This is a genomic window from Donghicola tyrosinivorans (assembly GCF_003003355.1).
Taxonomy (GTDB): Bacteria; Pseudomonadota; Alphaproteobacteria; order Rhodobacterales; family Rhodobacteraceae; genus Donghicola; species Donghicola tyrosinivorans.
The window spans coordinates 50,448-61,893 of sequence record NZ_PVTQ01000001.1 but is presented as its reverse complement, the minus strand read 5'-3'; the positions used below and the strand labels follow the sequence as shown (position 1 = coordinate 61,893).

General features: G+C 60.4%; 11 protein-coding genes. 4 read left to right on the top strand and 7 right to left on the bottom strand.

The genetic code is table 11. The annotated features are described in order from the left end of the window. Nucleotides 1-26: 26 nt before the first annotated feature. From CLV74_RS00300 to CLV74_RS00280, 5 genes are all read right to left on the bottom strand, one after another. A complete protein-coding gene (locus CLV74_RS00300) occupies nt 27-275 on the bottom strand; it encodes an HP1242/YdcH family protein (protein WP_106262220.1) in 249 nt (82 codons plus the stop codon). A 106-nt stretch (nt 276-381) separates the two neighbouring features. Beyond that, complete coding sequence (betA, locus tag CLV74_RS00295) at nt 382-2,037, bottom strand: choline dehydrogenase (RefSeq protein WP_106262219.1); 1,656 nt, start codon at nt 2,035-2,037, stop codon at nt 382-384. Nucleotides 2,038-2,047: 10 nt separating this feature from the next. Further along, entirely contained in the window at nt 2,048-3,502 is a 1,455-nt protein-coding gene (gene betB / locus CLV74_RS00290; RefSeq protein WP_106262218.1) for a betaine-aldehyde dehydrogenase, read from the bottom strand. Beyond that, nucleotides 3,499-4,134 carry a choline-binding transcriptional repressor BetI gene (gene betI, locus CLV74_RS00285; protein WP_106262217.1) on the bottom strand — a complete coding sequence of 212 codons (636 nt, stop codon included), beginning with the start codon at nt 4,132-4,134 and terminating at the stop codon, nt 3,499-3,501. Before betI ends, betB begins: the two co-directional genes overlap by 4 nt. A 168-nt stretch (nt 4,135-4,302) precedes the next feature. Next, complete coding sequence (locus CLV74_RS00280; RefSeq protein WP_106262216.1) at nt 4,303-4,626, bottom strand: hypothetical protein; 324 nt, start codon at nt 4,624-4,626, stop codon at nt 4,303-4,305. Nucleotides 4,627-4,809: 183 nt separating this feature from the next. Here CLV74_RS00280 and CLV74_RS00275 point away from each other — a divergent pair, with 183 nt between their 5' ends. The 4 genes from CLV74_RS00275 (at nt 4,810) to CLV74_RS00260 (ending at nt 9,432) form a co-directional block, all read left to right on the top strand. Beyond that, on the top strand, nt 4,810-5,625 hold the full coding sequence (locus tag CLV74_RS00275) for a TIGR00282 family metallophosphoesterase (RefSeq protein ID WP_106262215.1): 816 nt from the start codon (nt 4,810-4,812) through the stop codon (nt 5,623-5,625). Nucleotides 5,626-5,808: 183 nt separating this feature from the next. Continuing rightward, nucleotides 5,809-7,524 carry an SLC13 family permease gene (locus CLV74_RS00270; protein WP_245888432.1) on the top strand — a complete coding sequence of 572 codons (1,716 nt, stop codon included), beginning with the start codon at nt 5,809-5,811 and terminating at the stop codon, nt 7,522-7,524. Between the two features lie 98 nt (nt 7,525-7,622). Beyond that, nucleotides 7,623-8,363, top strand: coding sequence for a YebC/PmpR family DNA-binding transcriptional regulator (locus CLV74_RS00265; protein ID WP_106262213.1), 741 nt, complete (start codon nt 7,623-7,625; stop codon nt 8,361-8,363). A gap of 166 nt (nt 8,364-8,529) precedes the next feature. Beyond that, the gene (locus CLV74_RS00260; protein ID WP_106262601.1) at nt 8,530-9,432 is read left to right on the top strand and encodes a DMT family transporter; all 903 of its coding nucleotides are present in this window, start codon (nt 8,530-8,532) and stop codon (nt 9,430-9,432) included. Here the strand turns inward: CLV74_RS00260 and CLV74_RS00255 are convergent. Both CLV74_RS00255 and mgtE read right to left on the bottom strand, forming a co-directional pair. Further along, nucleotides 9,429-9,986 carry a 5-formyltetrahydrofolate cyclo-ligase gene (locus CLV74_RS00255; protein ID WP_106262212.1) on the bottom strand — a complete coding sequence of 186 codons (558 nt, stop codon included), beginning with the start codon at nt 9,984-9,986 and terminating at the stop codon, nt 9,429-9,431. The genes CLV74_RS00260 and CLV74_RS00255 overlap by 4 nt on opposite strands. Continuing rightward, nucleotides 9,983-11,374 (bottom strand): magnesium transporter, encoded by a 1,392-nt coding sequence (gene mgtE / locus CLV74_RS00250; RefSeq protein ID WP_106262211.1) that lies wholly within the window; start codon nt 11,372-11,374, stop codon nt 9,983-9,985. Before mgtE ends, CLV74_RS00255 begins: the two co-directional genes overlap by 4 nt. Between the last annotated feature and the right edge of the window lie 72 nt (nt 11,375-11,446).

Here is an 11,446-nt window from a genome sequence, read left to right as displayed (position 1 = left end):
GGGCTATCTGACACAACCTTAGTATATCAGGCAGTTGCAGCCTTGGATAGGATCGACCAGATCTCGTCCTTAAGCTTGCTGCGTTCTTTGCGCAGCTGCTCTTCTGCCAGTTGTTCGATCGGCTGGACGTTGGTCTCTGCCAGATACACCTTCTTGTTCACCTCGTTGTAGGCATCCACCAGCTTGGCGAAATGGGCATCCGAGGTTTTCAGAGCGGCGATGGCTTCGACGTGCTCGGGGAAATCATCAACCAGTTGGTGCGGCGTATGGGACATAGGTGTCTCCTGTTCGTTAATCACAGACAGAGACTAGGGCCCAAAAGAAAAGGCGACCTTGATACGCATCAAATGGCCGCCTTTCATGAGTGATTTTGTCAAAAACCTAGCGCTGCGCGGTTTCCCAGTTCGGGTTGATCCAAGGGGCGCTTTCATCGCGGGGCAAACTGCGGCCCAGAATGTGATCCGCCGCCTTTTCACCGGTCATGATCGACGGGCTGTTCAGGTTGCCATTGGTGATCCGCGGGAAGATCGAGCTGTCTGCCACGCGCAGCCCGTTCACCCCGATCACGCGGCACTGTTCGTCGACCACCGCCATCGGGTCATTGCGGTCGCCCATCTTGCAGGTGCCGCAAGGATGATAGGCGCTTTCCACATGCTCTTTGATAAAGCCATTCAGTTCGTCATCAGACTGCACCGCCTCACCGGGTTGGATTTCGTGCTTGTAGTAAGGCTTGAAGGCCTCTTGCTCGAAGATCTCACGGGTCAGGCGGATACAGGTGCGGAAGTCATCCCAATCCTGTTCGGTGGACATGTAGTTGAACAGGATCTTGGGCGCCTGTTTTGGATCACTGGATGCCAGCGTGATGTTCCCGCGCGACGGGCTGCGCATGGGGCCAACGTGAGCCTGAAAGCCGTGACCCTCTGCCGCCGCCTGACCGTCATAGCGCACAGCGATGGGCAAGAAGTGGTACTGGATGTCGGGATACTCGATACCCGCCTTGCTGCGGATGAAGGCCGCGCTTTCGAACTGGTTCGACGCACCAAGACCCTTCTTGGTCAGCAGCCATTGCGCCCCGATCAGACCTTTGCCGATCAGGTTCCAATACTTGAACAGAGTGATCGGCTGTTTGCAGGCCACCTGCAGGTAAAGCTCTAGGTGGTCCTGAAGGTTCTGACCCACACCGGGACGATCCGCGATCACATCGATGCCATGCTCGGCCAGATGTTCCGCCGGACCAATACCGGACAGCATCAGCAGCTTGGGGCTATTGATCGAGGAGGCCGAGATCACAACCTCTTCGCTGGCATTGATGATCTGTTTGACGCCGCCCTTTTCAATCTCGACCCCGCGGGCGCGGCCTTCGGTGATGACAACGCGGCAGGCCAGACCCCGCACGACCTCGACCTTACCGGTCTTGATGGCGGGCTTCAGATAGGCGTTCGCAGCGGACCAGCGGCGGCCCCCATAGACGGTCTGCTCCATCGGGCCAAAGCCCTCTTGCTGCTCACCGTTATAGTCGCCGGTGACAGGGTAGCCCGCCTGACGGCCAGCCTCGACGAAGGCGTGGAACAGAGGGTTTTCGCGCGGGCCACGGGTGACATGCAGCGGGCCGTCCTTGCCCCGCCACTCTTTGTCGCCGCCATGACCGCCCTCGTGCCAATGCTCCATCCGCTTGAAGTAGGGCAGTACGTCCGCGTAGCTCCAGCCACGGGCACCGGATTGCGCCCAGTGATCATAGTCCCGCGCGTGACCGCGCACATAGACCATCCCGTTGATGGAGGACGAGCCGCCAACAACCTTGCCCCGCGGGGTCGCCAGACGGCGGCCATCAAGATAGGGCTCGGGCTCGGATTGAAAGCCCCAGTCGTACATCGGCATGTTCATGGGATAGCTCAGCGCCGCAGGCATCTGGATGAAAGGGCCTGCGTCCGTGCCGCCATGTTCGATGACGATCACGGATTTGCCCGCTTCGGCCAGACGATAGGCAATGGCGCAGCCCGCGCTGCCTGCGCCGACGATCACATATTCGGCTTGCATGGGCGTCTCCTTAGAACGGCGCTTCGGTGTCGCCCATGGCGACGTAGACGGTTTTCAACTCGGAATAATGCTCGATCGCGGCGCGGCCATTCTCGCGGCCAACCCCCGACAGCTTGGACCCGCCAAAGGGCACTTCGACCGGCGTCAGGTTGTAGGTGTTGATCCACGTGGTGCCTGCCTCGAACGCACCGGCCACGCGGTGGGCACGAGTCAAATCGGCGGTAAAGACACCGGCGGCCAGACCGAATTCGGTGGCGTTGGCGCGGGTGATCGCCTCTTCCTCGGTGTCGAAATCCAGCACGGACATGACGGGACCAAAGATCTCTTCTTTGGCGATGGTCATATCGTCCTGCACATCGGCAAAAACGGTAGGCTCGATCCAATAGCCCGGCCCCGCCAGACGCTTGCCGCCCGAGATCAGACGCGCGCCCTCTTCGTGGGCCTTGGCGATATAACCCTCGACAATGCTGGCCTGACGGTCACTGACCATGGGGCCAAAGTTCACCGCCTCATCCAGCGGATCGCCCATCTTCACGCCTTTCAAACGCTCGGCCAGACGGGACAGGAATGCCTCTTTGATGCCCTTCTGCACAAACACACGGGTACCGTTCGAGCAAATCTGACCCGAGCTGTAGAAGTTCGCGTTGATCGCAGCGCTGACGGCGTTTTCCACGTTGGCATCGTCAAAGATCACCAGCGGAGATTTCCCCCCGAGTTCCATCGTGACATGACGCAGACCTTCGGCCGCCGCCGCGTAGACCTTACGGCCCGTCGGGATGGAGCCTGTAAGAGACACCTTTGCAACATCGGGATGGGTGACCAGACGGGCGCCCACGGCCCCTGCCCCTTGCACCACGTTGAAGACACCGGCGGGTGCGCCTGCCTCGATCAGGATTTCAGCCAGCTTCAGGGCCGACAAGGGCGTGGTTTCCGACGGCTTGAACACCATCGCGTTGCCGCAGGCCAGCGCGGGCGCGGCCTTCCAGCTGGCGATCTGGATCGGGTAGTTCCACGCACCGATACCGACGCACACCCCCAGCGCCTCGCGGCGGGTGTAGGCGAAGTCTGCGCCAAGCTGGATATGCTCGCCGCCCAAGGTCGCGGCCAGACCGCCGAAGTATTCCAGCGCATCCGCCCCACTAGAGGCGTCTGCGATCAGGGTTTCCTGTAGCGGCTTGCCGGTGTCTACGGTTTCCAGTTCCGACAGTTCGCGGTTACGTTCGCGCATGATCTCGGCGGCGCGGCGCAGGATGCGGCCCCGCTCAACGCCCGAAAGGGCAGCCCACGCGGGTTGCGCGGCTTTGGCAGCGGCGATGGCCTGATCCACAAGCGCCTCATCGGCCAGCTTCAGGGTCGCGACAGTTTCACCGGTGAACGGGTAGACCACGGGCAGGTCTTCAGTGCCGCCCTGAACATACTGGCCATTGATAAAGTGGCTGGCGGTCGGCGTGACGTCGATCGTCATTCGGGACGTTCCTTCTGTGCAATCAGGCTAAGTGTGGCGGCCGGGCGTTTCGCCCCACAGCGCACCAGTTCGTTTTCAAGGGTGCCAAGAACCAGCTCGACCGCGACCTGTGGATCAGCGGCAGCATCGCGCAGGCTTTGACGCAGATAGACCCCGTCGATCAGCGCCTCGATCCGGCGGGCAATTGTGACGGCCTCATCGCCCACCAATGGGCGCAGGTCGTGCAAAAGGTTCGAGTGCAGGCGGCGGTAGTAGACGGTCAACAAACGCCGCGCCTCATCCTCGTTCTGGGCCAGCACGTAGAAGTTCATCCACGCGCTCACGACCTCATCGCGAAAGTTCGAGGGGGCAAAGTTCGCATCCACCAGCGCCTTCAGACGCTCTTCATGGGTCTTGGCCTTTTTCAGACGGCGCCGTGCCTCCAGCCCGTATTGGGACAGGATGTGCCGCATGGCCGCCATGAAAATCTGGGTTTTTCCGCCGAAATAATGATGGGCCAGCGCGCTGGACATGCCTGCGCGTTTGGCGATCTGGCTGACCGTGACATCCAGTGTACCGGCGCGGCCGATCTCGTGAATTGTCGCCTCGACCAAGGCCGCGCGACGTACAGGTTCCATTCCGACTTTGGGCATTTTCCGACCTCATGTGACGGAAATGACCCTAGGGTTTTTTATTGACTAGTCAATCAACAAAAAGGCCGGACAACAGCCAACCCCTTCGCAAAGCTGGAAATGTCGCAGCTTGCGGCCCGTATTTTATGCACTTTGGGATGCGGTACGGCGGGGCCGCCCCAAGCGGCCTTACCGGTAGGCGGGCACGTTCAGCATGGTCCAGTGGTGGATATAGCCCACCACCCGCGCGCCACCCGCGACCTGCTGGTCAATCGCGACCTGATCGTATTTGGGACAGCCGATCAGCATGTTGGCATCGTCCCAAAAATCCTTGGACACCATGTTACGCGCGATCTCATAGCAAGGGCTACCCGCGTCCGGATAGGGCCGAACGGTCTTCAGACCCGACTGCCATGGCGGCGAGTAATACGTGCCAGCGGTACTGGCCGGATTGGTCGAGGCACAGCCAGCCACGGCAAGGCACAGCACAGCAGCGCGGGCAAAGATCTTCATCAGAATGGGTCCTGTCGTTCAGCAAGTGTTGTTGCCCACTCTAACCGGTTCGCAAACAGTTGCAGCGAAAATCCCCGTGAAGTTCCGGTTTTCGCGACAGATCGGCGCAAATTCGCAGTGGACGCCCGCGTTGGGCGGCATTCTGCCTTGCGCGACGCGGGGCTTGGCCCTAGCACGGCGCACATGAAGATCCTGTTTCTCGGAGATGTCCTTGGCCGCGCAGGCCGGACCGCTATCAAAACCCACCTTCCCCGACTGCGGAAAGAGTGGGCGCTCGATTTCGTTGTGGTGAATGGCGAGAACGCCTCGAACGGCATGGGCCTGAGTGGCGAGCATGCCAAACTGATCTTTGAGGCGGGCGCAGATTGCGTGACCCTTGGGGATCATGCCTTCGACCAGAAAGACATGCTGCAGTACATTGAGGGCGACACCCGCGTGATCCGCCCAGTGAACTACGCCAAAACCGCGCCCGGTCGCGGCGCGCGCATCTTCTCGGCTCCCGGCGGGCGCAAGGTGATGGTGGTGCAGGTGCTTGGGCAGATCTTCATGAAGCGCCCCTTTGATGACCCGTTCTCGGCGGTGGACCAGATTTTGCGCACCCACCCCTTGGGCGCACAGATCAACGCAACCATCGTGGATGTGCACGCCGAAGCCACAAGCGAGAAGATGGGCCTTGGTCACTGGATGGACGGCAAGGCCAGCCTTGTAGTCGGCACCCACACCCACGTGCCCACAGGCGACGCGCAAATCCTGCCCAATGGCACCGCCTATCTGACCGATGCGGGAATGTGCGGCGACTACAACAGCGTGATCGGCATGGAAAAGGCCGAGCCCCTGCGCCGTTTCGTGACCGGCATGCAGAAGAACCGCTTCACCCCCGCTGAGGGCGAAGCGACCTTGTCCGGCGTCTACGTGGAAACAGACGACAAGACCGGAAAAGCCACCCGCATCTGCATGGTGCGCCAAGGGGGCCGGCTGCAAAGTTCGGGCCCGCTCTGACCTTGGGCGCTGCTACGTCCTGAAACGGGACACCGCGAAGCGCGATAACAAAGAATGCTTGCCCCGCTTTCCGGGTTGGGCAAGGATGCAAGGCCATCCCTGGCAAGACCCGGAGACCCGAACGACGTGATCGCACTGCCCGAAGCATATCAGGCCCTCGCCGCCCTACTAATCGTTGGCGGCATGTTTGTTCTTTTTATTCGTGAAACCTTCCCTACCGAAGTTGTCGGCATCACTGGCTCGGCTTTGATGCTGTTCTTAGGCATCCTTCCCTATGATGCCGCGATCACCGTTCTCTCGAACAGTGCCCCTTGGACAATCGGTGCCTTGTTCATCGTCATGGGGGCCTTGGTGCGCACGGGCGCGCTAGACGTCTTCACCCGCTTTGCCAACGAAAGTGCCACGCGGAATCCCAAGATTGCTCTTTTCGGAATGCTGGTCTTTGTGGTGATTTTCTCGGCCTTCGTGTCGAACACGCCGGTTGTGGTCATCATGATCCCCGTCTTTGTACAATTGTCGCGCACTTTGGGAATGACGCCGTCGCAACTGCTGATGCCCCTGAGCTACGCTGCGATTCTAGGCGGAACGACAACACTGATCGGCACCTCGACCAACCTGCTGGTGGATGGTGTATCCCGCAGTCAGGGGCTTGAGCCGTTCACGATCTTTGAGGTCACTCCCTTGGGCATCGCCTTGGTGATCTGGGGCGCGATCTATCTGCGCTTTATTGGTGCGCGGCTGCTGCCCCGCCGTGAGAGTCTGGCAGGGGCGCTAAGCAACCGGTCCAAGATGAAGTTCTTTACCGAAGTCGCGATCCCCGAAGACAGCGCCCTGATCGGCCGCGAGGTGACTGAGGTCGAAGCCTTCAAACGCGGCGGTGTGCGCCTGATCGACGTGCTGCGCGGCGATGCCTCGCTGCGGCGCGATCTGACTGCTGTTGTGCTGCAAGCCGGTGACCGCGTGGTTCTGCGCACAGAGATGAGCGAGTTGCTTGGACTGCAACAGTCCAAAGACCTGCGGATGGTGGACAAGCTTAGCTCGGTCGAGACGCAGACCGTTGAGGTTCTGATCACCCCCGGCTGTACCATGGTGGGCCGTAGCCTTGGCAACCTACGCCTGCGCCGCCGCTATGGTGTCTATCCGCTGGCGGTCCATCGCCGGAACCAGAACATCGGCCGCCAGTTGGACGATCTGGTTGTGCGCGTTGGTGACACGTTGCTGCTGGAAGGTAACGTGGCCGATATCCAGCGTCTGGCCAGCGATGTGGGTTTGGTCAACGTCAGCCAACCCAGTGAACGGGCCTACCGCCGCGGTCACGCCCCAATTGCACTGGGTGCGCTGGTGGCGATCGTTCTGGGCTCTGCGCTGGGGCTGGCGCCGATTCTGATGATGTCGGTCTTTGCTGTCGCCTTCGTGCTGCTGACCCGCTGTATCGACGCGGATGAAGCCTTTGACTTTGTCGAAGGGCGTCTGCTGGCACTGATCTTTTCCATGCTGGCCATCGGCGCGGGTCTGGAACATTCCGGCGCGGTCGAACTGATCGTCGGCCATGTGGCCCCCCTGCTGAAGACCCTGCCTCATTTCTTCGTGATCTGGTCGATCTTCCTGCTGACCTCGATCCTGACGGAACTGGTGACCAATAACGCGGTTGCCGTTGTGGTGACCCCCATCGTGATCGGACTGGCCCATGCCATCGGCGTGGACCCGCGCCCGCTGGTGGTCGCGGTGATGGTGGCAGCCTCGGCCAGCTTCTCGACCCCCATCGGCTACCAGACAAACACGCTGATCTACGGCCCCGGCGGTTACAAGTTTTCCGACTTTATGAAGGTGGGCATTCCGCTGAACCTGAGCATCGGCATCCTTTCCGCCCTGCTGATCCCGCTGATTTGGCCTCTTTGACACATCTTTAAGGCAGACAGGCCCTGCGGGACGCTTGCAGGGCCCCTAGCGCCTGCCTTATAGAGGCGCGACAGAATTTTAGGAACTTGGAGGCACTCATGGCCGGCCACTCAAAATGGGCGAACATCCAGCACCGCAAAGGTCGTCAGGACGCTGCCCGCTCGAAGCTTTTTTCGAAGCTCGCCAAGGAAATCACCGTCGCTGCAAAAATGGGCGACCCTGATCCGGAAAAGAACCCCCGTCTGCGTCTTGCCGTGAAGGAAGCGAAGTCGAATTCGTGCCCGAAGGACGTGATCGAACGCGCTATCAAGAAGTCGATGGCTGGCGAGGGCGATGAATACGAAGAAATCCGCTATGAAGGCTACGGCCCGAACGGCGTGGCTGTCATCGTTGAAGCGATGACCGACAACCGCAACCGGACCGCGTCGAACGTGCGCTCGATCTTCAGCAAGAACGGCGGCAACCTAGGCGAAACCGGCAGCGTTGGCTTTATGTTCGACCGCAAGGGCGAGATCACCTACGCCGCAACCGCAGGCGATGCGGATACCGTGATGGAAGCGGCGATCATGGCAGGCGCCGAGGACGTGGAAAGCGGTGAAGAGGGTCACACCATCTACACCGCAGACACCGATCTGGCCGAAGTGTCGAACGCTCTTGAAGCAGACCTGGGCGAATCGGAATCGGCCAAGCTGATCTGGAAGCCCCAGACCACCACCGAGCTGGATCTGGAAGGCATGCAGAAGCTGATGAAGCTGATCGACGCGCTGGAAGACGACGATGACGTTCAGCGGGTCACTGCAAACTTTGAAGCCTCGGACGAGGTGATGGAGCAGCTCTGATTTTATCAGGCTTGCTTTGAGTTCTGAAAAGGCGTGTCTGCGGCAGCAGGCGCGCCTTTTTGAGTATTTATGCAATAAAGAAGCGACTTGGTGTTTGAAAATTCACAAGCGCACATGCGGTGTTTGGGGATTGCCTAAGCCTTTGTCTTCTGTTCGAAATATGTGCATGACCGATACGAGTGACACTCAGCCCTTACGCGCGATTTTCTGGATGCTGATTACCGGCTTTCAGTTTGTGACGATGACCGCTTTGGTGAAATTTCTGGGCGGTGCGATCCCTGCCGGTGAGACCGCCTTTTTGCGCTTTGCATTAGGGATGCTGTTTCTGGCACCGGTCCTGCCTGCGCTGTTTCGCAATTTGCCCAGTGGCCCGCAGGTGCGGCTGATTGCTTTGCGCGGCGTGGCCCATTCAGTCGGGGTTGGGCTGTGGTTCTATGCGATGGCCCGTATCCCGTTGGCAGATGTGACGGCGCTGAACTATCTGAACCCGATTTATGTCACCCTTGGCGCGGTGATGTTTCTTGGCGAGAAGCTGGCACTGCGCCGGATTCTGGCTGTGGTGGTGGCACTGATCGGGGCCTTTGTCATTCTGCGCCCCGGCTTTCGCGAATTAAGCAGCGGGCACATTGCGATGTTGGGGACCTCATTGGGATTGGGGGCCTCATATCTGATTGCCAAGCGTCTGTCGTCGGAGATGCCCGCCTCTCATGTGGTGGCGTGGATGTCGATTGCGGTGACCATCGGGCTAAGCCCGCTAGCCATTGCCCATTGGGTGACGCCAACATTCCACCAGATGCTGATCCTTGTCGGGGTCGCGGGGCTGGCCACGGGGGCGCATTATACGATGACGCTGGCGTTCCGCTGCGCTCCGGCCACGCTGACCCAGCCGGTCACGTTCCTGCAATTGCTTTGGGCGGTGCTGATCGGGATGGTGTTCTTCCATGAGCCGCCAGACCCCTATGTCCTGCTTGGTGGCGGGATCATCATTGCGGCTGTCAGCTATATCACCCTGCGCGAAGCACGGTTGAAGCGGTCTATCACCCCGTCCGTTCCGGCGACCAAGGTCTAAAAGGTCAGAACACCCGCCTCGGTGATGATCATATCAAGAGGTTGATCGGTCGGCTCTAGGGGCAGTGCATCGGCCTCTTGCGCCGCATAGGCAAAGCCCACGGCCTGCACCGGTCCCGAGGCGCGCAGAAGCTCTAGGGTTCGGTCGTAAAAGCCGCCACCATAGCCAAGCCGTCCGCCCTTGCGGTCAAAGGCCACCAAGGGAACGATCACCACCTGCGGGATCATCCAGTCGCCTGTCGCGGGGATTTGCGCGCCGAAAGGGCCGTCTGTCATTGCGCAGTCAGGCTCCCAAACACGAAATTTGAGGGGCAGTCCTGCGCCTTCGATCACAGGGACACCGACGGGGCCATGCGCGCTGGCCTCGGCCATTGCGGGCAGCGGGTCAATCTCGGTCCGGATGGGCATGTAGCCTGCCACAGGCACACCGCGATACCCCGCAAGAAAGCTGGACAGAAACCCACAGCGGCCCGGACCGTGGGTCTGGTGCGCCTCTTTCCGGCGGGCGAAGGCGGCTTTGCGGGCCGCTGCCTTGATCGCAGCCAGGTCGGTCATAGCAACACGGCAGACGCAAGACCGAGGAAGGCGAAGAAGCCGACCACATCTGTCACTGTCGTCACAAAGGTGCCAGAGGCCAAGGCAGGGTCAACGCCCACACGCTCAAGCCCGATGGGGATCAGCGTACCTGCCAACGCGGCGATCACAAGGTTCACCACCATCGCCACCGCGATGACGCCCCCAAGCATCGGATTACCGAACCAGATCAGACCTACAATCGCCATGATCACCGCAAAGACCACACCGTTGATCAGGCCCACAATTGTTTCACGGCGGATTACCCGCCACACGTTCGAGCCGGTCAGGTCGCGCGTCGCCAGCGAGCGCACGGCCACCGTCAGACTTTGCGTGCCCGCGTTCCCGCCCATCGAGGCGACGATCGGCATCAAAACCGCCAGCGCCACCACGGTGGCAATCGCATCTTCGAACTGGGCGATCACCAAGCTAGCCAAAATCGCGGTCAGCAGGTTAACGATCAGCCAGGGCAGACGTTGCTTGGTGGTCTCGATCACGCGGTCGGTCAGGCTGCTTTCACCCACACCGGCCAGACGCAGGATGTCTTCTTCGTGCTCTTCGTCCAGCACGATCATCGCGTCGTCGATGGTGATCATGCCCACCAGACGGCCATCGTCATCGACAACCGGTGCTGAAATCAGGTGGTATTGGTTGAAGGCATAGGCCACCGCCCCCTGCTCTTCGGTCACGGGGATGGTGCGGAAGGTCTCTTCCTGAATATCGGCCAAAGCAGTGGCGCGGGGGCTGCCCATCAGGCGGCCCAAGGTCACGTTGCCCACAGGGCGCATGCGCGGATCAACCAGCGTCACGTGATAGAACTGCTCGGGCAGCTCTTCGGTGGCGCGCAGATAGTCGATCGCGTGCCCGACCGTCCAATGTTCAGGGGCCGAGACGACCTCTCGCTGCATCAGACGACCGGCCGAGTATTCGGGGTAGCTGAGCGACTGCTCAACCGCGATCCGGTCCGCGCCGTCCAGCGCCTGAAGAATGGCGTCAACCTGTTCGTCTTCAAGGTCTTCGATCAGGTCAACAACGTCATCGCTGTCCAGATCGCGCACGGCCTCATTCAGAACCTCGGGCGGCAGCGCCAATATGACCTCTTCGCGGATGGTCTCCTCCAGTTCGGACAGAACATCGCCGTCCACCGCATTCGGGGCCAGCAGTAGGATGCTTTCCCGCTCATCAGGTTCAACCTGTTCCAGAAGGTCGGCGATGTCGGCAGAGTGCAGCGGCTCAAGCAGCCGGTTCACACGCTCGGCGTCAGCCTCTTCTACCGCGTCGCGTATTGCAGAAATCCGGCGCCCATCAAGAACCGCGTCCTGAATGTCGTCTTGTTCGAGGTCTTCAGGATTCTGAATATCGTCTAGCATGATGACCCCCGTTCCGATTTGCCCGCACCATAGGCGTGGTAACGTCGCAGGAGCAAGCCACTGCGCACTTTC

Bases quoted from the DNA above. Each gene is read 5' to 3' on its own strand.
- betA (WP_106262219.1), bottom strand. From the start codon at position 2,037: ATGCAAGCCGAATATGTGATCGTCGGCGCAGGCAGCGCGGGCTGCGCC.
- CLV74_RS00265 (WP_106262213.1), top strand. From the start codon at position 7,623: ATGGCCGGCCACTCAAAATGGGCGAACATCCAGCACCGCAAAGGTCGT.
- betB (WP_106262218.1), bottom strand. From the start codon at position 3,502: ATGACGATCGACGTCACGCCGACCGCCAGCCACTTTATCAATGGCCAG.
- CLV74_RS00270 (WP_245888432.1), top strand. From the start codon at position 5,809: ATGTTTGTTCTTTTTATTCGTGAAACCTTCCCTACCGAAGTTGTCGGC.
- CLV74_RS00280 (WP_106262216.1), bottom strand. From the start codon at position 4,626: ATGAAGATCTTTGCCCGCGCTGCTGTGCTGTGCCTTGCCGTGGCTGGC.
- CLV74_RS00255 (WP_106262212.1), bottom strand. From the start codon at position 9,986: ATGACCGACCTGGCTGCGATCAAGGCAGCGGCCCGCAAAGCCGCCTTC.
- CLV74_RS00260 (WP_106262601.1), top strand. From the start codon at position 8,530: ATGACCGATACGAGTGACACTCAGCCCTTACGCGCGATTTTCTGGATG.
- betI (WP_106262217.1), bottom strand. From the start codon at position 4,134: ATGCCCAAAGTCGGAATGGAACCTGTACGTCGCGCGGCCTTGGTCGAG.
- CLV74_RS00275 (WP_106262215.1), top strand. From the start codon at position 4,810: ATGAAGATCCTGTTTCTCGGAGATGTCCTTGGCCGCGCAGGCCGGACC.
- mgtE (WP_106262211.1), bottom strand. From the start codon at position 11,374: ATGCTAGACGATATTCAGAATCCTGAAGACCTCGAACAAGACGACATT.
- CLV74_RS00300 (WP_106262220.1), bottom strand. From the start codon at position 275: ATGTCCCATACGCCGCACCAACTGGTTGATGATTTCCCCGAGCACGTC.